The sequence below is a fragment of the Paenibacillus sp. GCM10027628 genome, assembly GCF_042676385.1.
In the GTDB taxonomy this organism is placed as follows: Bacteria; Bacillota; Bacilli; order Paenibacillales; family NBRC-103111; genus Paenibacillus_E.
In genome coordinates this window covers 135,863-157,489 of record NZ_JBHTHA010000014.1, presented here as the reverse complement: position 1 = coordinate 157,489, position 21,627 = coordinate 135,863, and the positions used below count along the sequence as shown (strand labels likewise).

Below are 21,627 nucleotides of genomic sequence, written 5' to 3'. Positions count from 1 at the left end.
TATCTAAAGCCAGATAACGTTTCCTGTGTGAACGACTTGCTTCTGAGTAGGGATCGCAGGGATTGGGTAAATGCTATCGATAACCGTCTGCATGACGTTGTCTTGCTCTTTATGCAGAAAGAAATGATCTCCGTCAAACATATGCAGATTAAATTCGTTAAGCGTGTGTTCATTCCATGCAGCCAAAGAGGCGATGCTGACATCGTAATCCGCATTCCCGCCGAATGCGGATATCAGGCACTGCAGCGGCTGATCCTGGGTGTAGGCATACGTTTCGCATACTTCAAAGTCAGCCCTGAGCCTTGGCAGCAGCAGCTGCATCAATTCCTGATGCTGCAGCACTGCTTCAGGCGTACCGTTCATCCGTCTCAACTCATCTTTGAACGGGGCATCCGCAAGCTGATGAAGCTTTTTCTTCGTATAAGGCAGATTAGGACCAGAACGTCCGGAAACAAATAAATGAACAGGGTGTTTTCCATATTTTTTGTTGATTTGGCGTGCTGTTTCATAGGCAATCAATGCGCCCATGCTATGGCCGAAAAATGCAAAGGGGATATGCAGCAACGGTTCGATTTCAACAACAATCGCTTGGACAATTTGCGTCAATGAGGTCATTGGGGCTTCAAGCCCCCTACTTTCTCTGCCAGGCAACTGAACGGGGCATACTTCAACTTGCTTTGGAAAAAAACGTGGCCATTCACGAAACACCGAAGCTCCGCCTCCGGCGTATGGAAAGCAAAACAAGCGAAGGTTGGCGCGGGAATTCACATTTGCGTTCAAGAACCATGAATGAAGTTTGGATGACATATCTCTACCTCTTCCACTCTTTTTTTACCACTTAGGAACCTTTAACTTCGTTAAAACCTAACAGATTGCTATTTCCCCCCAGTCACCAAAAATGTACCTGACCCTTATTTAAAGTTAATGTTGATTTATTAGCGTAGTGTTAACTGAATAAGAAATGTTTATAAAGAAAATACTGGAAATTATTAAATTTTATGTGAACGAACTATGAATTGCGAGAAAGTTAATACCGTAAAATATCAGCATTAATCTGCAAGAAGCCGCAATATACAAGCAATCCGCTCCAGCTTTGAGATTATTTAAATTAAATCTTCTTTATAAATATTAATTATAATGCAGCATAAAGCCCTCTCTTCATAAACAATTAAATTACATAATTAGGAAAATAATGCGATAATTAAATTGGCTGGCCAGCCATAATGAATCTGTACTGTAGAGTCCAAGATTGAATATGAATTGAGAGGAATGAAATGATGAAGAAATTTACCGCCTCCGTCATTCTAGCTTTCATGCTGGTAGTAAGCTTCGTGATCGCGCCTGCCACTGCCGCCGTCTCTAACCCTAACCTGTCCCGTGTCCCAGGTACATGGGCGCCTGGGGCGACGCCACCCAATCTGAATTCGAAGTTGCCCGTTATTTTATTCGTACAAGGTCTCGGCAGCAATGCCGGTTCTTGGTATGACACCAATGACATGTATCAGACAGCTTACAACAACGGATATCAGACGGCTTTTATCGAACTGAACGATTCGGGCGGAACGCCAAAAAATATGTGGGACAACGGACAGCTGTTGGCACAAAAAATTGCCGTCATTTCCCAATACTTTAACAAGAAGCTTGTGATCGTTGCACACAGCAAGGGGGGCGTGGATACGCAAGCTGCTCTTGTCCACTACAATGCTTATCCGTACGTTTCTAATGTGATTACGCTCAGCTCCCCGCATCACGGTTCTGAGTTGGCCGATCTTGCTTATTCAAGCTGGGCAGGATGGCTCGCCGACCTGATCGGCTACAAAAACGACGCAACTTATTCCATGCAAACCTCATACATGAACTACTTCCGCTCGCTTACTGACTCGAATGCGAATAGCTCTTTCAATAAGTTCTATACATTTGCCGGAACAGGCTGGGCCGAATCACCCAGCAGCTCCTACTTTGCCGGCGGTCTTTACTTATCCCTATTCGGGAATAACGACGGTGTGGTGACCGTAAACAGCTCTTATGTACCTAAAGGCACAATGGTTAAAATCGGAGAGTGGGACCATAATACGATCCGTAAAGGATCTTCGACATTTTCTTTATTCAAACCGTATTTAACCGCCACTGGCACCGCTTCAGCTAAAGTTAACGTTCCTGGCGACCTAGTCACGATAGCAAGCAATCAACCCTCCGATGCTTCGCAGGAGAAAACTGTCGGGACAGCGAGCAATTTGCTCGTACGTGGCGGAGCGCACAATGGAACAGCGAGTGAAAGCTTTCTCGTGGAAAACGATGTTCGGAGCATTACCATCGACTGGATCTCCGATCAGAAGGCAGACCAGGCGGAACTGATTTCGCCTACCGGGGCGCAAGCGAATATCAAAATTAAGTCATATCAAGAAGAACAAGTGTTCAAAAATGCTTGGCATCACATTGCCGAGGTGAAAAATCCCAAGCAGGGAGCATGGACATTCAAGGCGCAAAGCGCTAAACCCGGCGGCTACTTGATGGCCGTTCAATACGATTCCGATCTGGACAAATCGATTCAATTGAAGCTTAACAAGGAGAAGACGAAGGCTCAGATCGGGCGGGACAAGGCTTCATTCAAAGGAGGCAAGCTTAACGTGCAATACCAAGTTGACTTCACTCCTGATGGCATCCACAGTGACGGCAAAAAGCAAGCGACAAAATTAAAAGTCCTCGAATCTATAGAAGAGGACAGCGATATATCTCTTACCGACGCAAGCAGTCCGGGCGTCTACCAAGCTTCATTCATCGTAAAGGGGCAAACCGATAAGGGTGTTCCTTTCGAAAGAACAATGATTCGTTCCATCTACATCGACGAGAAGGGTGAAAGGCACTAAACCATTTCCTGTAAATGTTTGCACGATGAGTGGTACAAAGGGGCTCTCCCTCAGGTCGATTCAGACCTTGGGACAGCCCCGTTTTTTTTGCAGAATATCATTTTTTCATTACCGTTACTTCTTTAAATGGCGGTACCGGTTCATCCAAAAGCGCAGTGGGCATTTGCTTCAAATAAGTATCAAAAAATGCAAGCACATACCTATTGATAACATGTCGAGCCTGCATGGGGGATAATTGAAGTCCGTCCATGAGGCGAAGAGCCGGTGACCATAAATAATAGTCCGTAAAACTCATATGCTTAATCCCACGGATGGTTACTTCGTAGCCACGACCGTTCCCGAACAAGGCGCGATTTCGGAGCGGAATCTCTGTCTTATATTTGTCGTAAGCCTGTTTGGTAACTCCGATTTGCGCCAGCTGCTGTTCATTCGGTTCCAAATCTTTACTTGTTGCCTCTGCTTCTGTTTTCATCAGCATAAAAGGTTGCTTTAACCCGTTTACAACAGGTTTGCCGAAATGTGTTCCATCCATGTTGATACCGGCTTTTAGCCGATGATCCGCATTGAGCGTTTGAATCGTTGCCGCTCCTCCAAAGGAATGGCCCAGCATGCCGATTTGATCCAGATTTATTCTGCCGGTTAGCAGTCCTTGCGGATCTTGCTTGTTCAGCCTCTCAAATTGGTCCAGTACAAACTGCGCATCCTTCACCCAGACTTCGATCAATTGATCCCAACCGTCGATATCGATCACGGATGGGAGCTTTTTCGTCTTGGGCGCAACGCGCTGATCGGGAAATATGGTCGTCATCGCAAAATAGCTATGCTGTATGGCGGCGACAAGATAGCCGTGGCTTGCCAGCTCCTCCATTTGGGTCGTACTCGTAAACCGTGCTCCCGGCAGCCCGTGCGAGAATACGATGAGCGGATATGCAGCTTGCTCTGCAGAAAGAGGGGCATTCGCATAAGCGTTAGTTTGCACCAAACGTAAATAATGGGTCATGAATGCAGGGATGTTGTAATCCTGCTGAAGCACTTGACCTAACTGGCGGTACTCAGGTATATACAGCGCCTTTGAGTCGCCTAGTTTGTTTTGAGCAGGATACCATAATTGGACGAGAAGCTCTCTCCGATCATCAGGGGTGTCCGTCATTGTTTCCTCTCTTGAAGCGTCGATCCAGTGGTACGTGACCGTTCCGACCGAATAAGGACCGGATGGCGAATCGATTTTAAAAACGGGAATCAGGATCGGCAATACCGCAGAAACAGCCAATAAGAACGGCAGCAAGAAGCGCCGAATGGAGCTTGATCGCTTGCTTGGCTTATTATGCCGCCTTGCCTTTACCCATAAGTACAGCATATAGCCCGCTGTCAGCACATAGAACGGAATCATTTGCCATCTGTAGCCTTCGAAAATAAAGTGAAGCAGGGCCATTCCAGCAACGGCCAAGCAGCCTGCCAACCTAACTGCTTTTCGTCTAATCCAGCCATCAACAATCCATGCCACTAAATTGCTTACAAGCAGCATGATCTCGAATATTCGCATGGTCGCCTCCCTTCCGGTTGTCTCTTCCATTATGTGCCAATTGCACTCATAATATAAGAATTCGGAGGAGATTCGAAATTTATGTATCGAGCAGGTTAATGTTAACGGGAGTGACATGAGCAGGAAAATGCCGGGTTTTCGCACATAAGGATAGCTTATAGGCCGGATCAATCTCATATTGGAAAAAATGATAGTTCGGCATCTCGCCACCGGCAATCAATTGCATTTCGGAACCTTGCTTGAGGATGCTAAACGAATCCAAAGCGAGACTAAGCCCTCTCCCGTCTGCTTTGATCATACTTTCTTTTAACGTCCATATGTCAAAAAAATAATCCAAACGAAGCGAAGGAGGTGACGCTAACAATTGCATATACTCCATAGCTGAAAAAAATTGACGGGCTATTTGAAAATCAATCACCTGCATTTTCTCCACATCGATTCCCACGTCGTCAGCATCAATAGCACAAACGACCCAGTCTCCAGCATGTGAGACATTGAAGCAGACGGCGTCATTGCCGTCAAGAAACGGTTTTCCATATGCATTCACGCTAAAACGTATCAAATGGTGAGGCAGATTGGTCATCATGCCAATTGCATACTTGACCAATAGCTCCCCCACCAACGAGCGTACAGCGTCTTCATATTTCAACATCCGTCCTACCTTACGTTGCTTCTCCGGCGATAACTGATGGAACATCCGGTTAAACTTACATCTATCCAACTCTTGCGTTAGATGCACGGCAAAAACTTGCAGCGTGAGCAGATCATAACCCTCCCACTTCGCTTATTCGTATCTTAAGGATTCGATTGGCTGCATATTGGCCGCCTTTTTGGCGGGATACCAGCCGAAAAACAAACCGACAGCCGTGGAAAAACCGAAAGCGATCACGATCGTCCAGCCTGATAACACGAACTGCCACTTGGTGATCAATGAAAAACCAAGCGAACCTAGTACGCCGATGGTAATGCCCACCACGCCGCCAAGAAAGCAGAGAATGATCGCCTCCATCATAAATTGCTGCAAAATCAGCCCCGGCGTAGCTCCAATTGCTTTACGCGTGCCGATCTCTCTCGTGCGTTCTGTCACGGACACCAGCATAATATTCATGACGCCGACTCCGCCGACCAACAAGGAAATGCCCGCAATAGAACCAATCAGGATCTGCATGACATTAAATACGACATCGAGGTTACGCTGGAAGTCCTCCACCTTCTGAACTTCATAATCGCTGCTCTCTGCGTTGTGCGCTTTGGCTAAGAACTTCGTTATCGCTGTTCCCGCCTTATCCTTTTGCATCTGGGTGGTATCGGCGATGACCATGAGCGTATCGAGTTCATTGTTGGTGCCCTCTTTGAGCAGAGGCATGGCATCATAAGGCATATAAGCCGAATAATTTTTGCCGCTCAGACCGGATAAAATCGATTTATCGGACTTGTACACACCAATGATCTCGTATTTATTCCCATCCAGCGTGACCTTACGGTTCACGGCCTGTTCAGCGGAACCAAACTCGCTGACCGCATAATCCGATTCTACGACGATTACCTTTTGTCGCGATTTTTGTTCGCCTAAGGTAAAAAATCGGCCTGCTTCCATTTTCAAATTATAAAATTTGACGATGTCCGCAAAAGTACCGGTCATGTTAAATGTGATCGTCTCGTTCCCTGATTTGGAAGACATGGTTATTCCCAAAGAGCCTGAGGCTGCTTGAACGTTTTCCAGCCTGCTCACCTGCTTTAAATCCGCCGTCGTCATTTGGATTTTATCGGCTTTCGTCGCGTTCGTGGAAGGCGTAACGAAGAAAACGCCGGGGGAATATTTAGCGAGCTCCGATACGACGGAACCTTTGCCGATTTGCCCGATAGACACAACCAGGACCACCGACGCGACGCCGACAATAATGCCGATCATCGTTAACAAGGAACGGAGTTTGTTCACTCTCAAACTGTCCAAGGAAATCCATAGATTTTTCCATATACTCACAATCGTACACTTCCCTTTCGGCGATCTTCGATGATTTCCCCGTCTCCGAAACGTAAAATGCGTTTGGCATGCTCGGCTATGTCCATTTCATGGGTAATGACGATCACCGTAGACCCTTCATCGTTCAGCTGAGTAAAAAGCGCCATAATCTCATGAGATGACTTGTGATCCAAGTTTCCTGTCGGCTCATCGGCAAGCAGTATGGCCGGGTTCATCGTGAGCGCTCTCGCGATGGCGACGCGCTGTTTTTGTCCGCCGGACAGTTCGCTCGGACGGTGATGCACGCGCCCTCCAAGGCCGACTTTCTCGAGCAAGCTGCTTGCCCGTTCCTCCCGAACTGAGGATGCAACGCCTCCGTACACCATCGGGAGCTCCACATTGCTTTGAACCGATTGCCTGGCGAGAAGGTTGAAATTTTGGAATACAAATCCAATCTTCTTGTTTCGCACCTTGGCAAGTTCTTTTTCAGTCAACGATTGGACCTCTTGTTGATCCAACTTATACGTACCGCCACTCGGAATATCCAAACAACCCAGGATGTTCATGAGCGTAGATTTCCCTGATCCCGAAGGTCCGATAATCGCGACATAATCCCCTTTCTCGACAATCAGATTCGTCGGTTTAAGGGCCTGCACTTCCAATGCGCCATTGCGATAAACTTTATGAACTCCCTCCAATGCGATCATTTAATTGCCACCTGAACGCCGTCCAACACAATCGCAGACGGTCCTTCAATCAACTTCTCACCTGCTCGCAGTCCTTCGAGAACTTCGATAACTTCGTCATTTTCCTCCCCAAGCTTAACGTTGGTTCGAACGGCTTTATTGTCGACCACCTTAAATACGTAAGATTGCTGTCCTTCCCGCTTGACGGCGCTGAGCGGTACGATGATATGAGATGAACTTTCCATCGTGATTTGAACGGTTGCTTTGTATCCTGGACGAAGTTCCGGGGAAGGTTGGTCAAGATCGACCGTAAACTCTACGACCGACTCCTTGGCATCCAGCTCGGAAGCAACGGCAACCGGCGATATAGACGTAATGCTTCCGGCATAAGTATTCGAGAATGCGTCGCCAGACACTTTGACCTTCATCCCTATTTTAGCCAGATTGGCATCGTTCTCCGCCAAGTTGGCTTTAATTTGCAATTGTGAGACGTTCGTAATCATAAATGCGGACGTGCCGGTCGTCATTTCTTGTCCTTCTTTGACGGAAATCCCGGTCACAATACCATCGATTTCAGCCAGCAACCGGTTTTTTTCAAGCTTTTTCTGGATGTCATCGATGTTTGACTCCGCATCTTGAATTTTCAAATCGTACAATTTCACATCGGCAGTACTGTTTTCGTCGAAGGTTTCCAAGCTCGTTGTAGCACCCGTTTCGTTCATTTCTTTTTTCGCCGTTTCAAACGTTTGCTTTTTCACCTTTTCCTGATCCTTCAGAAACTTTTCCTTCTCGGCGAGATTCAATTGAAGTTGATACTTCTCTTGCTTCAGCTTCGCATCCAGATCCGTCGTGGACAAAGTAAGCAGCTCCTGGCCTTTTTTGACGGAATCGCCTTTTTTGACAAGAATCTTCTCAATGAAGCCTCCGGAAAATACAAAGTGTTCTTTGATGACTTTAGACTCGATTTTACCGTTCGCGAATACTTCTTTCGTGATGCTGCCTTCTTTCGCAGTGACGACTTTTACGGCAGCAGCCGTGCTTCCTTTTGAGGAAAATACGACTGTAACAAGTACTGCTGCAACTAAGACGACAATCACAAGTGCTCCCCAAAGCGCTTTTTTTAACAAGATCATTCTCTCCCTATTCTTAGACATCGTTACTTTTATACCAAAAAGCATTAAAGCTTCTTGGCAATAAAGCATGAGCTGTATAGTTGGAACCCTTCTATCGCTTAATCTGTTATAACGAACCAATCCGCCGCTTGAGTCGCTAACAGCCTTCTTTGTCCCTGAAATTCTTCGTATAAACTGAGCTTGTACTGCTTCAGGAAAGATGATTTGAAAATCAAATCGGCATCTGTTACTTGTATTTTGAAATTGTCGTGTTTGCCGAGTTTCAGCTTCGTGCCCCCTGTTTCGGGCGTTTCACCGTCCACTGGATCGATATCCTTCATCTCGAACCACTTTTCAAACGACTTTTGCCCGCTGCCGTCCTCAAATACGAGTACGAGCTTATGTCCGTCTACATTCGTTTCCAAATACCCCTCGCGACTGATTTCATAGTTGAATTTCATCGTAAACGTGCTATTTTCGATCATCGTACCAATTTGATTGAGCGATATTTGATAAGGATACACATCAACGTTCTTCAACGAGTTCTTCACATCGGTTTTCACTTCAGGAAGCATGAATGCCACTGGCTTTACATAAGAATCGGGTGCCCCGCCACTTTCCGTCAGCTTACCTTCCGTTACGGACTCACCGAGGATCAGTTGCATGTTTTCCATCGAAAATCCTTTTGGAAGCGAAGCCGATACATTCAGCAGCGCCGTGCCGTTTGGACTTATTTTATTCTTGACTTCGGCAACCAAGGCCGGGATGACCGTCCCGTCAGTTGCTCTAAAATGAGCGACCGGTATCGGGGTCACCGTATACCTTTTCTCCAAATTCGTCGCTTCCACTTGTGCGATTACCAATGAGCCCGTATTGCTTGCAAATCGATTCAGGTTGCGAATCCTATAACCGGTACTTCTTCCTTCGTCGGCAAGCGTGTACGTCTGATTCAAACGATGGAAGGGAATCGCCTGCAGCTCGGACTGGCTGGTAAACTCAACGACATCCGTAGTGACCGTGTCGCTTTCCTTCTCCTGCAGCACCAGTTTGACTCGCGAATACTTCGATGTGTAAGGGATTTTACCTACCATTTGCAAACTTAAGGACGAGCCGGACGCTATGCCGACTACATTCGCCGTTTGCACTACATTAGCTGCGATTTTAACTGCATCATCGAGAAGGAAGTAACCGGTCAAGTTCGGAATAGACAGCGTATCCGGGCCTTTGTTGCTTAAGGTCATATCGGCGCTCAACAGATCCTGATCCTCCCATGGAAGGCGGTATAAAGCATTCAATTCGGCGGTGTAAACGCCGGATTTGCTCGTGAAAGAGTACGCTTGGCCGATGGAACCACCATCATTTAGTGATGCGCCAGGTAGCTGAAATACGGCAATCGGCAGGTCTATTTTCAGATCCGGCAACGTCTCCGTGATGACAAGCTCCCAATGATCCGTTGCGACGGCAACCGGAATCGTTCCGGATAACTGGATTTCTTTGCTTTCTTTCGGCTTAATAGCTAAATCTTTAATTCCTTTCGCTTCCAACGGATACAGAAGTCCCTCCGGGGTGCGGATCGAAAACATATAAGCCGGAATGGCAACCGCCTTCGTTCCCATATTCTCCAATGTCAAATAAACGGACGGTACGTGGTATTTTTCGTTCTTATTACTGACAAACTTCTTGATCGAGGCTTTGATGTCCGTTTCTTCTACTTGGAAGATGGTCCCCTCTTGGGGTGGAGTCACATCCGTGTAAGCTTCAGGTACGGAGACCTCACCAAGTACTTTTTCAAATTTGGGCCGGTTCAAATCCCAGTTCATAAACGCTACAACCAAATCCTGGAGTTGCGTGTTTTCATTCACATTCGCGTAATAAGTAAGATCTACACTCGAGCCTGGAGCAACGGAAGTCTTGTCTTTATCGGAAGGAAGCGAACGTGCGGAGAACTGGCTGCCCGTTTTGTTTTTTAATCGGATCCAATAATCGATCACTTTTAAAGCGCTGCTGCCTCCGTTATGCAGAGATACGTGAATCACAGCCAGCTTACCATTCTGAGAAGTCGTCAAGTGAATTTGTTTTAATTCAAAATAGCTTTGTTCCGAAATGGCAACCTTTCCAAGGATCGCGGATTCCTCCCCATTGGCAATAGCGGGGGTTACAGTGCTTAGTGACAGCGATACGGAAAATGCCAATGCAGCCAGCTTCATGAATGGGGGCTTCATTTTCACAATTTCATCCTTTCTCTTTTATGGGATTTTTTGTATGTATTCGTTTTTGCCGGGGATATTCCTCTCCCTTAATAAATACTTCATGTAGAAAGCGTCCAGGTGCAAATCGCATAAATAGCCCTTGATCTATCCATCAGGAGTAATCAAGGGCCGCATGTTGTTATATAAAGTTAATTGATCACCGAACGAGACCGATTCTATTCATAAAACGCGGTTGTAATTTGCTCAACCAACTTGTTTCGTTTTCTTTGTTCACTTTTTCCAAGTTCCATTCGGTTGGCACGGATTGCTGAATGTTCATCTTACTTTGTTCCATCATTTTTTCCAAAGCATACATATTGATATCCATGAGTCTTTCTCCCTTCGAGATTGATCAACATGTCTACTTTATAACGCATTTATTTGCATGGTATTAAATAAAAATAGCTTTATTGTAAATGTTTGCCTGATCAACCGTTCATATTTATCCCCGCTCAAGACTAGCGGCTCTTCGGTCAAATAGAGCATCTCCACTACTTCCTTCATGACCGGCACGGCCATGCCGAGCCAAGACAGCCCGAATCTTCCGAGCGGAATGACCGGTTTGGAGCTTCTGCGAATCGGGAATGAGACAATGCTTCGAAATTGAAATAACCTAGCGATTCCCGCTAGGTTATTTTGCCTATTAATTAGATACTGGAAACTACTGAACCCCCTCAGAGATATCCTTTCCGAACCATTTGGAGGAAATCGCGGCGTAAGTACCGTCAGAGTGCATATCATTGAGTGCTTTATTGAATGCATTGATGACTTCCTCATTGTTTTTCCTGAAAGCGAACGAAGCGGTATCCAGTTCCTTTGACTTGTCTACAATTTTTATTTTTAGATCAGGCCGATTTTTCTTCAAATCCAAGTAAAACAAATTGTTAAAAATAAGTGCATCCACGCGTTTCGTCTTCAGCAGATCCACAGCCTCGCTGACATCAGGCTCTAAAATCGCGCCATACTTGAGAGCAAGCGCCCCTTGCACGGATTCGGCCGTGCCATTCGTTTTTTTCCCCTTTAGATCTTCGAACCGATTGATATCTTTGTTCTCCTCCAGCGTAATTAACGATAAGTTGGAAAACTGATACGGATTAGAAAAATCGTACTTTTTCTTCCGCTCCTCGGTAGCGGTTAGCTGAGGGATCGTATCAAACCTGCCCGCATCAAGTCCGGAAAACATACCCGCGAACTCCACAATTGAGAATTGAGCCTTGATTCCCAGACACTTGGCAATCTCAGTTGAAATGTCAATATCAAACCCCGTTAGCCCGCTGCTGCCTTGAAATGAGTACGGAGGGTAGGTCCCAGTCGTAGCAACGACGATCTCACCTTTCTGCTTCAGTTTCTCCAGCGAGTTCGGTTTGCTGTCGGCATTTGGCTGGCTGCATCCGATTAACGTAAGGAGTAGTACGAGTGGTAATGTGAAGTAACTTGTTCTCATCGAAGATATCCATCCTTTATTGGTTAGTTGCGGTCGCCTGGAATAACTCCGGGGACAAACGTTTTACAAAATATCGAAGCCTCTCATTATGAATATTGGTAAAGATCTGTGCGGGAGTGCCCGTTTCCGCAATATAACCGCGGTCCATAAAAATAACGCGATCCGCCACTCGGCGTGCGAACTCCATCTCATGTGTCACGATGACCAGGGTCATCCCATCGCGCGATAAATCCTCCATGACCTCCTGCACTTCCTCGACCAGTTCCGGATCAAGCGCCGAAGTCGGCTCATCGAACAGTAATACTTTCGGTTCCATAGACATAGCTCTTGCAATGCCTACCCGCTGCTGCTGCCCCCCGGAAAGCTGGTGCGGATAACGATCCATGTACGATCCGAGCCCAACTTTATCCAACAATCCTCTTGCTTTGACGAGTACATCCGCTTTGTTTTGTTTTTTAACGACAATGGAGCCGACCATCACATTTTCCAATGCTGTCATGTGCGGAAATAAATGATTACCTTGAAAGACCATCCCTGTTTGCTGGCGAAAGCTTAAAATCGTTTTTGGGCTAAGCTTTATCGAGGGCGAGAACTGAAGCATAGTGCCGTCTAGCCAAATCGTCCCTGCTGTCGGCGGCTCCAGCAAATTCAGGCAGGCAAGTAAAGTCGATTTCCCAGAACCGGAAGGACCGATAACAATCGTTTTTGTTCCTTGCTTAATGTCCAAATGAATGTTCTTGAGCACCTCAACCTCGCCAAATCGTTTGCATAGGCGCTCTATCTTCAGTAACATGGCCTAATCTTCCTTTCCGCTACGTCTTCATGTGTCCGAACTTTGTTTCCATGCGGCTCTGGCCTAACGCTAAGATCGAGCAAAGCACCAAATAAAAGAACCCGGTAATCATATAAAGCAGCATCGGTTCATAGGTGGAAGACGCGATCAACCTCGCTGCGCCGAACAAGTCGGGGATCGTGACAAGTGCCGCAAGAGACGATGATTTAAACAGTGTAATGAATTGATTGCCGAACGTCGGAATACAGATCCTAAAGGACTGGGGCAAAATGACTTTCTGCAAAGTTTGGAAGCGGGTCATGCCCAATGCGTATCCTGCCTTCCATTGTCCTGACGGAATGGACTGTATAGCAGCCCTGATCACTTCCGAGGAATACGCAGCTTCGGAAAATGTTAGAGCGATCACGACGCTGATAAAGGGAGACAGTACAATGCCCACATTCGGCAAACCGTAGAAAATAATGAACAATTGGACGAGAATCGGCGTAGAACGTATCATCCATACATAAAAACGAGCCGGCTGGCGCAAATACAATTTCGTCGACATACTGGCCAACGCCACAAAGAAGGCGAAGAACAGGCCTAATACGAATGAAACAATAGACAGTGGAACCGTATAATAAATTGTCCCTTTTAGCAGCGGCAGTATGGAGGTACCGATGATTTCCATAATGCGGTCAAAACGATCAAGCGTCATGTAAGGAACCACCTTTTCTAATGCTCTAGTACAAGCAATATCCGGTTAACACATTGATTTACCCGGATTTATTCCAAAAAAGAAAAAACTGAATTTTTTCCTTGTTCCCCTTGGATTGTTTTTGTTATAATTTTCATTAATCCGATACGCATAATTGGTTATTGGATTGAAGGGGGTTATTTCTTTGATACATTTTAAAGATGATACGTACCGCTGCACCTCAGAAATTGTTCTGAAGCTAGTGAGCGGAAAGTGGAAACTTGCCATTTTATACGCATTGTCTACGAGGTCAATGCGCTTTAACGAGATTCAAAGGTTACTGCCTGACGCTACCCAGCGGGTGCTGACCCTGCAATTAAGAGATCTCGAACAAGATTTGCTTGTCGTACGCAAGGTGTATCCGGTTATACCTCCTAAAGTCGAATATTCTCTCTCGGAATTAGGATTTGAGATGGTTCCGCTATTGAATATTCTTTGCGATTTCGGAACCACTTATTTGTCAAGCACGTTTCATCACGACTCGTATATCAGAGAAACAAACAACTAAGTTTACCAAATCAGAAACTTGGTTCCGAAGCCTTTACCTATCGAGCCGGCATCAGCGAACGAATCTTCTTCCGCACTCTCAAGAAGAATGACATTCTCGGGATACAACTTGCCCAGCAACGCCCACTTCACAAGCGGATTATCGTTCGCTTTCACGAAGTGAACTCCAGAATCATTCGTTACTAATCCCGGTAATCCGAGTAATGATTTTGGGTGATGCACTTGGGCTTTCACTTGCTGGAACGGTTGGGCTTCTTGAATGTCTTTGGAGCCCGATTTCTGAAGATACATAAACCGTTGACCTCGGAACGCCTGACCGAGATCGACCTCAGCACTGCTTCCATCGCTCCATTGCAGGCGATAGTTAATCAAGATTCGATCGGCATCAACGCTATTTACAATCAGGTTAGCTCTCTCAATAGCCTCCGACGCCCAATCGGACGATTCAAACTGAAGGTCCCAGTCCTTCGTCTCACTGCGTGGAGCAGCGTAATAATCGCTGTAGCCATAATCAAAGGAAACAGAAGGCAGTTCATGGGTACCGTAATCATGTTCGCTAGTCTGTACCGGATACCAATGAAGAAGATACCTCGAAGCTGTCTCCGGCTCGCTGCTCAGGCTTGCAGGTAGTATGGTTCCGAGCTTGTATTGAAAACCGTAGCCTATAGTTGTGAGCCTCGGGCTAAGTAACCTTTGAGCAAATCGAACTATAGATTTATGCGTCAATCTTTTCGCCAATAGAGCAGATAAAAATTCGGTATGCGCATCCTCGATAAATCTTAACCCCTTCTCATCTTCCCGCTCCGTAATCTCAATCGGAACTTCCTCCCAATTATCGAAAACAATCAATGCGTTTCTCAGCAGCACGAATTGATGAAGGTATTCATTATAAAGCTGCATGACGATGGGCCCCCCATGCGGTCCGGTAAGTATGCCGGTGGCTTTCGGCGTCCACAAATGATTGTTGCACTTACTCCTGAATTGAAGCTCATTCAATGCCGAATGGCCATATCGTTCCAGTGCCTCCTTCCGGGAATGATTTTCACGCGCCCAACGTGTTAACGCCTCGCCGATCTCCTGCGCTTGTTTGGTCAGCTCGATTCCAGCCTTATCCCCAAACGCTAGCGAACCGAGCGGAAGGGAGGATTCTCGTCCCTCGATCGCCAGATTCGCCTCCAAAGTATTCAGGAGCGTTTCCGCATTCGCTGCATCGCCCAGTTGAATAAGTATGGCTTGTAAAAGAGTGTCCAACTCACTAACAATGTCCTTGGCTCGATATATGCCTGCCGGCAGATTCCAATCTGTGCGCTGACCTCCATTGTGTTGGTTGATCGATTTTGCTTTGGAATGGACGAGCAGCGAATCGATATCAAGCTGAGTGCCCCATTCGACATCTCCGTCACGTAAGTTCAATTTAAATACGGACATCGTAAATACCACCTTTCTTTTCATTTTTAATAAATGTAACAGCTCCTATTTCACTTGAAAAGTACGCACATTTTTGTAGTTAAGGATTCATTTTGTAGGTTAGGATCAAATGGTATCCTGTAAAAAAGCCAAAAAAAGTGACGGGCCCTATCCAGAAGACAATGAAAAAAAGATGCAAGCTTCTATTTCATAAATAGAAGCTGCATCTCCTTTGATCCATCAACATTATTTCCGTGCCTTATTTTCTGCCCGCTCTTTACTTTTAGCTATGAATTCTTGAAAAAGCTTTTGCGTCAATAGGTCAGTCTCAAACATCGATTCCGGATGCCATTGTACGCCAACGGCAAATATCCGGTTTGGATTTTCAACTGCTTCTATCACGCCGTCCGGGGAGCTAGCTGTTACAACTAAGTCTGTGCCAATGGCGTGCAGCGCCTGATGATGAAGACTGTTGACACGAACCTGATTTTGCCCGAAAATCCGTTCCAAATAGCTATTCGGGGCGATGTCCACCGAATGGGAATCCTTTTCTCTGGCTATTCCGCGTTGAACATGCGCAAGCGAACCGGCAAATTGACTCGGCAGATCTTGATAGAGCGTTCCTCCTAATGCTACATTCAGCACTTGCACTCCACGGCAGATGGCCAACAGCGGTTTATCGGCATCCATGGTATAGCGTATCGCCTCTAATTCAATGCGGTCGCGTTCCGGAAAAGTCGCCCCAAGTTCTGGAACCGGCTCCTCTCCATATGCCGAAGGATCAACATCCTCGCCTCCTGTGAAAATGACCCCATCGCATAAATCGATCAATTGTTTGAACGTTGCAGGTGAAGTAAGAGGAAGTACAATGGGCAGACCTCCGCTGGCATCGATGGATCGGTGATAATCCTTGTGGACGTAAGCGCCCTCGCTGTATTCGTGCAGTTTGACGATCGTGCTTGTTATGCCAATAATAGGTTTCATTGCGATCTCCTTGTCCTGCTTATTGCCGGGAATCCAGCGCGTCGCGCAAACCGTCTCCCACAAAATTAATCGCCAGCACGGTAATCAGAATCATGGCTCCCGGCGGAACCCAAAGCCAGGGCTGATCCGTCAGCACCGTCAAGGATTGCGCGTCCGTGAGCATATTGCCCCAGCTTGCCGTCGGCGGCTGGACTCCCATCCCGAGGAAGCTGAGTCCGGCTTCGCTCATAATCGCCGAAGCAATGCCGAAGGTGGCATTGACGATAATGGGGCCGATCGCATTCGGGAATATATGCTGAAACAAAATACGCGGTGTGCTTAGTCCAAGCGCAACACCCGCCTTAACATAATCGAGCTGCTTAATAGCCAGTACGCTGCCTCTAACCAGTCGTGCAACGCCCGGCCATGAGAACAAGGCTAGCACGAGAATGATGGTTGTCATATTCGAGCCGAGAACACTAATGATGACCAGGATAACCATCAGAAACGGAAATGCCATGAACATGTCCGTAATCCGCATGACGGCCATATCCAGCCATCCGCCGAAATAGGCAGAAACGATGCCAACTAACGTGCCGAAGGTCACGTACAGAGCTACTGTAACAAAACCGACAATCAGCGAAACTCTTGTAGCGTAGATAAGACGACTTACCACGTCCCGCCCGACCTGATCGGTTCCCAGCCAATGCTTTGCCGATGGCGCCGCTGAGAAGATGCCTGTTACTTCTTTCGGATCGTTTGGTGCAAGAAGTGGAGCCAGCAATGCGACAAGAATAAGCAGTAGGGTAACAACAAGTCCAACTAAGGCCAGTTTATGCCGGATAAATCGGCTCCAGACCTGCCGGATCGCGATATCTGCGGCATGTTCTTCCAAGGTTCCGGCGAAATCCTGCTGCAAAGGACCGTTGTTCAGTTCATATTCGGATAAGGCCACACCTCTCACCTCTGAATTAGTTGTAGTTGATGCGGGGGTCTGCCGCCGAATAGAGAAGGTCCGTAAGCAAATTCGTCACAAGCACGATCAAGGCAGCTACAAGATTCAGACCCATCAGAGTCGGGTAATCTCTGGAGAGAATCGATTGAATGGTAAGCTGACCAATTCCGGGCCATTGAAAAATTTGCTCGATCAGGATGCTGCCTCCCAGCAGCAGCGGGATCTCCATCCCGACCACCGTAATGATCGGAATAAGAGCATTGCGCAGCGCATGCTTATTCGTCACAATAAACGGATGAAGGCCTTTGGATTGCGCCGTGCGCAGGTAATCCTGCTTCAATACGTCGAGCATGCCGGCACGCACATACCGCACCTTCTTCCCCGCGATCACGATGCCCAGAACGAAAACTGGAAGAATCATATGACTCATGCGATCCCAAATGCCGCCGGAACCTCCAAGTGTAATCATTCCGCCCGTCGGCAGCCATTTGAATTGAACAGCAAATAAATAAATGAGACCAAGTCCAAGGAAAAACTGTGGAATGGATGTACCGACAAAGGACAGTCCAGTCATGATATAGTCAAACTTCGTATTTTGCTTAACCGCGCTGATGATGCCGATAGGAATAGCAATGAAAAGCCCAAAGACCATTGCTGTAGAAGCAAGCAACAAGGTAGGGCCCAGCCTTTCTCCAATCATTTTCGTCACAGGCGCATAAGAGCTGAACGAATAACCAAGCTGGCCGTGAAACAAATTGAAGAGCCACTTGAAGTACTGCAGCACAATCGGATCATTCAGTCCGAGCAGCTGCTTTCTCGCGTCGAGAAGCTCCTTTGGCGTATTCGGATCGATGAACATATCTACGGGGTTCCCAGGCGCTAATTTTATAATGTAGAAATTAATAATGGTGATTCCAAGCAATACGGGTATGGCAATAAGTGCACGCCGAACGATGTAGTGAAGGATCGTAACTCCCCCTATCCAAGCTTTCTAGTTTATAGGAAAATGGCAAGCAACCGCATGCGCTCCGCCCGTAAGCGGCGGTTCCTCCTGCCGACATCGCTCCTGGACGTAAGGACAGCGGGTATGGAATCGGCACCCATGCGGAGGTGTGGCGGCACTCGGAACATCCCCTTGAATAATGATCCGCTTACTGGAACGCAAAGTAGGGTCGGGCGCAGGATAAGCACCCAGCAAAATTTGTGTATACGGGTGTTTCGGACGCTTGAATAGTTCGTTCTTGTCTCCGATCTCAACGATTTTGCCCAAGTACATGACGGCGATCCGCGTGCTGATATATTTGACGGCCCCGATGCCATGAGCAATGAACAAGTAGGTCAGGTTCAACTCTTTTTGCAAATCCACGAGCAAATTAAGAATTTGCGCTTGGATGGAAACGTCAAGTGCAGACACCGGTTCGTCGCACACGATCAGCTTAGGCTCGAAAGAAATAGCTCGCGCGATGCCGATACGTTGGCGCTGACCGCCGGAAAACTCATGCGGGTACCGATTTTTATAGGCACGAGGGAGACCGACCATATCAAGTAGCCGATCCACCTTGCCTTGCACTTCATTCCGCGGGACCAAGCGATGTGCAATGAACGGTTCGGCTATAATCTCATGGATCCGTTTGCGTGGATTCAGCGACGAAAATGGGTCTTGAAAGATGATTTGCAGCCGAGTGCGGATGGGCTTCAATTCTTTTTGCGATCGATGCGTGATGTCTTCGTTCTGGAAAAGGATACGGCCCTCGAACGGATCTTCGAGCCGCACAATTGAACGGCCGATCGTCGACTTGCCGCAGCCGGATTCGCCGACAAGCCCGACAGTTTCGCCTTCATAGATATTCAGGCTAATGTCGTCAACCGCTTTGATGTGACCGACTGTGCGCGACAATATGCCCTTTTTTATCGGATAATACGTTTTTAACCGATCGATTTGCAGCAGCGGCGGGTTGGTGGTCATGCTCCGACCTCCTGTAGATTAGGAAATTTGGGCAGCAATGCTTGTTCTTGCGTGACCCAACATCTCACCTGATGATCGGGGCCTACGGCTTTAAGTTCAGGCTGATCTCGCCGGCACTGATCCGTTGCAAAGGCACAGCGTGTATGAAAACGACAGCCAGTCGGCATGAGCCGGATCGACGGGACGGCTCCGGGAATCGCGGTGAGCCGGTCGATGTCTCCCTCCACTCTCGGTATGGAGTTCAGCAATCCCTGTGTGTATGGATGCAGCGGTTCGCGGAACAGTGTAAACACATCCGCCTCTTCCACGATTTGACCCGCGTACATGACGACGACTTTGTCAGCCATTTCGGCTACGACGCCCAGATCATGCGTAATGAGCATAATGGCTGCGCCGCTTTCTTCACGAAGCTCTTTCATAAGCTCCAGAATTTGCCCTTGGATCGTCACATCGAGTGCCGTTGTGGGTTCGTCGGCAATGAGCAGTTTCGGCTTGCAGGCTAACGCCATCGCAATCATGATCCGCTGGCGCATCCCGCCAGACAACATATGGGGATATACGTTCATGATCGCTTCGGCCTGGGGAAGGCCGACCTTACGCAGCATGTCGATCGCGTAAGCTTTCGCTTCTTTGCGTGACAGGTTCTTATGCTGCCGGATCATCTCCAGCAATTGATTCCCAATCGTAAAGACAGGGTTCAGTGAGCTCATCGGCTCCTGAAAGATCATCGAGATGTCCTTGCCCCGCAAGCGGCGAAGCTCGGATTCGGACCACGTAACCAAATCAGAGCCGTTGAAACGGATTTCGCCCTGCTTGATTCGGCCATTCCGGCCAAGGAGTCTCATGATCGACAACGACGTTACGCTCTTGCCGCAGCCGGATTCGCCTACAATCCCGATGGTTTCTCCAGGTCTAAGCTTAAAGCTGATCTCATCCACCGAAGTCACTTCATCCTCTCCCGTCCAAAAGACGGTTTGAAGCCTGTCGATTTCTAGCAAATACTTCATAGGGCCGCACCCACAGGCGCCTTCACGTCATTGGGAATGGCCGGTATGTAGGGCTTGCCTTGCGTAGACCGTAGAAACTCCGCTCTCGCCTGCGACAGCAAAATCCCACCGTCAGTCAACAGGTCGTAAGCGGATAGTGCAAGCAGCTTGGCTGCATGATGCATGCCCTTCAGTCCAATTGGGGAGCCGAAAGCAGCCGTCGCCTGCCACGTATGCACCTGAACGCCGAATGGTGCGCAGGTGGTTGTGATTTGACCAAGCGGCGTAATCCACGACACATCGCCCACATCGGTTGAGCCGCCACCCGTGATTTTGGTGGTTGGCTTGAAATTGACGAATGCGGTAGGTAGCAGATCACTATCTGCCAAGCCCAGCTCAGTCTGCCGTTTCTTCGCGTACTGCTTTAAGGAAGGATCCAGCGTTGCAGCCAGAGAAGCTGCCAACTCGTGATCTTCTCCCGTAAATACAAGTGGTCCAGCTTCATCCTTTTGGTTAAAAAGCAGCCCGTTAAGCGTCTCGTTCACGTTGAGATCGTAAGCGCCGGCTTTGATTTCCCAAGTCACCTCCGTTTCCGTCATGAGCGCCCCGCCCTGCGCAATCTTGATCAAGCGCTCAAGCAATTCATCGACATGCGACCGGTTGGCTCCACGGAGGTAGTACCAGACGCTGGCTTTATCAGGAACCACGTTAGGGGCTTCCCCGCCATTCGTGATCGTATAATGAATACGGGAGCCGTCGACCACATGCTCGCGCAAATAATTTGCCCCGATATTCGTCAGTTCGACGGCATCCAGCGCGCTGCGCCCCAAGTGCGGAGCTGCGCCTGCGTGAGCCGCCCGACCTTGAAAGAAAAACTCAACCGATGTGAGTGCTGAACTTGGAATGTTCCATGGCGTATTGGAATTGCCGGGATGCCACGTCAAGGCAGCATCCAAATCATCGAAAACACCCGCGCGAGCCATGAACGTTTTGCCGGAAAGCACTTCTTCAGCGGGGCAGCCGTAATAACGGATCGTTCCCGGCAATCGCTCCTCTTCGATGCGCTGCTTGAGTGCGATGACGGCCTCAACGCCTGCCGTGCCGAGAAGATTATGCCCGCAGCCGTGCCCGGGGCCGTTCGGTGTAACCGCTTCTCGTACTGGGCTTACTTTCTGCGATAATCCCGGCAGCGCATCGAATTCGCCCAAGATGCCGATAATCGGTTTGCCCGTGCCGTACTCCGCCACGAATGCCGTCGGCACACCGCCAATACCGGAAACAACGGAAAATCCTGCTTCTTGAAGCACGGAGATTTGCAGCTTAGAGGCGAATACTTCCGTATACGCAACCTCAGGGCGCGCCCATATTTGCAGCGCGTGATCTTCAAACGTGTTTTTGTTTTCATCCAGCCACTCAACCAATTGCTTTTTCCCCATGAGCAATCACCTCA

Annotated in this window: 20 protein-coding genes and 1 pseudogene; 2 read left to right on the top strand and 19 right to left on the bottom strand. The window is 47.9% G+C overall.

Annotated features, from left to right (window positions below; translation table 11 throughout):
* Window positions 1-3 precede the first annotated feature (3 nt).
* Window positions 4-807, bottom strand: coding sequence for a thioesterase II family protein (locus tag ACFQZT_RS14720; RefSeq protein WP_379301055.1), 804 nt, complete (start codon window positions 805-807; stop codon window positions 4-6).
* A 467-nt stretch (window positions 808-1,274) separates the two neighbouring features.
* On the opposite strand from ACFQZT_RS14720, the gene ACFQZT_RS14715 reads away from it, so the two are divergent.
* Complete coding sequence (locus ACFQZT_RS14715) at window positions 1,275-2,867, top strand: PGAP1-like alpha/beta domain-containing protein (RefSeq protein WP_379301053.1); 1,593 nt, start codon at window positions 1,275-1,277, stop codon at window positions 2,865-2,867.
* A gap of 97 nt (window positions 2,868-2,964) precedes the next feature.
* On the opposite strand, the gene ACFQZT_RS14710 is transcribed toward ACFQZT_RS14715, so the two are convergent.
* The 11 genes and pseudogenes from ACFQZT_RS14710 to ACFQZT_RS14660 form a co-directional block, all read right to left on the bottom strand.
* Window positions 2,965-4,410, bottom strand: a complete 1,446-nt coding sequence (locus ACFQZT_RS14710; protein ID WP_379301051.1) for an alpha/beta hydrolase family protein — start codon at window positions 4,408-4,410, stop codon at window positions 2,965-2,967.
* A gap of 79 nt (window positions 4,411-4,489) precedes the next feature.
* The gene (locus tag ACFQZT_RS14705; RefSeq protein ID WP_379301049.1) at window positions 4,490-5,149 is read right to left on the bottom strand and encodes a 4'-phosphopantetheinyl transferase family protein; all 660 of its coding nucleotides are present in this window, start codon (window positions 5,147-5,149) and stop codon (window positions 4,490-4,492) included.
* Window positions 5,150-5,194: 45 nt separating this feature from the next.
* The gene (locus ACFQZT_RS14700) at window positions 5,195-6,394 is read right to left on the bottom strand and encodes an ABC transporter permease (protein WP_379301047.1); all 1,200 of its coding nucleotides are present in this window, start codon (window positions 6,392-6,394) and stop codon (window positions 5,195-5,197) included.
* Window positions 6,391-7,080, bottom strand: coding sequence for an ABC transporter ATP-binding protein (locus tag ACFQZT_RS14695; RefSeq protein ID WP_379301045.1), 690 nt, complete (start codon window positions 7,078-7,080; stop codon window positions 6,391-6,393). Before ACFQZT_RS14695 ends, ACFQZT_RS14700 begins: the two co-directional genes overlap by 4 nt.
* Window positions 7,077-8,186, bottom strand: a complete 1,110-nt coding sequence (locus ACFQZT_RS14690) for an efflux RND transporter periplasmic adaptor subunit (RefSeq protein WP_379301043.1) — start codon at window positions 8,184-8,186, stop codon at window positions 7,077-7,079. The genes ACFQZT_RS14695 and ACFQZT_RS14690 overlap by 4 nt, the downstream gene beginning before the upstream one ends.
* A gap of 104 nt (window positions 8,187-8,290) precedes the next feature.
* Window positions 8,291-10,399, bottom strand: coding sequence for a hypothetical protein (locus ACFQZT_RS14685; protein ID WP_379301041.1), 2,109 nt, complete (start codon window positions 10,397-10,399; stop codon window positions 8,291-8,293).
* A 178-nt stretch (window positions 10,400-10,577) separates the two neighbouring features.
* On the bottom strand, window positions 10,578-10,748 hold the full coding sequence (locus ACFQZT_RS14680) for a hypothetical protein (protein WP_379301039.1): 171 nt from the start codon (window positions 10,746-10,748) through the stop codon (window positions 10,578-10,580).
* 98 nt (window positions 10,749-10,846) lie between these two features.
* A pseudogene (locus ACFQZT_RS14675) lies at window positions 10,847-10,990 on the bottom strand (epimerase); the annotation flags it as partial.
* A 91-nt stretch (window positions 10,991-11,081) separates the two neighbouring features.
* Entirely contained in the window at window positions 11,082-11,864 is a 783-nt protein-coding gene (locus tag ACFQZT_RS14670; RefSeq protein ID WP_379301037.1) for a transporter substrate-binding domain-containing protein, read from the bottom strand.
* Window positions 11,865-11,880: 16 nt separating this feature from the next.
* A complete protein-coding gene (locus ACFQZT_RS14665; protein ID WP_379301035.1) occupies window positions 11,881-12,657 on the bottom strand; it encodes an amino acid ABC transporter ATP-binding protein in 777 nt (258 codons plus the stop codon).
* A 19-nt stretch (window positions 12,658-12,676) separates the two neighbouring features.
* Entirely contained in the window at window positions 12,677-13,354 is a 678-nt protein-coding gene (locus tag ACFQZT_RS14660) for an amino acid ABC transporter permease (protein WP_379301033.1), read from the bottom strand.
* Window positions 13,355-13,538: 184 nt separating this feature from the next.
* On the opposite strand from ACFQZT_RS14660, the gene ACFQZT_RS14655 reads away from it, so the two are divergent.
* A complete protein-coding gene (locus tag ACFQZT_RS14655; protein WP_379301031.1) occupies window positions 13,539-13,901 on the top strand; it encodes a winged helix-turn-helix transcriptional regulator in 363 nt (120 codons plus the stop codon).
* A 2-nt stretch (window positions 13,902-13,903) separates the two neighbouring features.
* Here ACFQZT_RS14655 and ACFQZT_RS14650 read toward each other — a convergent pair whose 3' ends face one another.
* From ACFQZT_RS14650 to ACFQZT_RS14620, 7 genes are all read right to left on the bottom strand, one after another.
* Window positions 13,904-15,328: a hypothetical protein gene (locus tag ACFQZT_RS14650; protein ID WP_379301029.1), complete on the bottom strand. Its 1,425-nt coding sequence runs from the start codon at window positions 15,326-15,328 to the stop codon at window positions 13,904-13,906.
* 225 nt (window positions 15,329-15,553) lie between these two features.
* Window positions 15,554-16,291: a gamma-glutamyl-gamma-aminobutyrate hydrolase family protein gene (locus ACFQZT_RS14645; protein ID WP_379301027.1), complete on the bottom strand. Its 738-nt coding sequence runs from the start codon at window positions 16,289-16,291 to the stop codon at window positions 15,554-15,556.
* Window positions 16,292-16,310: 19 nt separating this feature from the next.
* Window positions 16,311-17,165 carry an oligopeptide ABC transporter permease gene (gene opp4C, locus ACFQZT_RS14640; RefSeq protein ID WP_379301071.1) on the bottom strand — a complete coding sequence of 285 codons (855 nt, stop codon included), beginning with the start codon at window positions 17,163-17,165 and terminating at the stop codon, window positions 16,311-16,313.
* A 76-nt stretch (window positions 17,166-17,241) separates the two neighbouring features.
* The gene (locus ACFQZT_RS14635; RefSeq protein WP_379301069.1) at window positions 17,242-18,192 is read right to left on the bottom strand and encodes an ABC transporter permease; all 951 of its coding nucleotides are present in this window, start codon (window positions 18,190-18,192) and stop codon (window positions 17,242-17,244) included.
* 24 nt (window positions 18,193-18,216) lie between these two features.
* Entirely contained in the window at window positions 18,217-19,191 is a 975-nt protein-coding gene (locus ACFQZT_RS14630) for an ABC transporter ATP-binding protein (RefSeq protein WP_379301025.1), read from the bottom strand.
* The gene (locus ACFQZT_RS14625; protein WP_379301023.1) at window positions 19,188-20,198 is read right to left on the bottom strand and encodes an ABC transporter ATP-binding protein; all 1,011 of its coding nucleotides are present in this window, start codon (window positions 20,196-20,198) and stop codon (window positions 19,188-19,190) included. The genes ACFQZT_RS14630 and ACFQZT_RS14625 overlap by 4 nt, the downstream gene beginning before the upstream one ends.
* Window positions 20,195-21,613 (bottom strand): amidohydrolase, encoded by a 1,419-nt coding sequence (locus ACFQZT_RS14620; protein ID WP_379301021.1) that lies wholly within the window; start codon window positions 21,611-21,613, stop codon window positions 20,195-20,197. Before ACFQZT_RS14620 ends, ACFQZT_RS14625 begins: the two co-directional genes overlap by 4 nt.
* Window positions 21,614-21,627 lie beyond the last annotated feature (14 nt).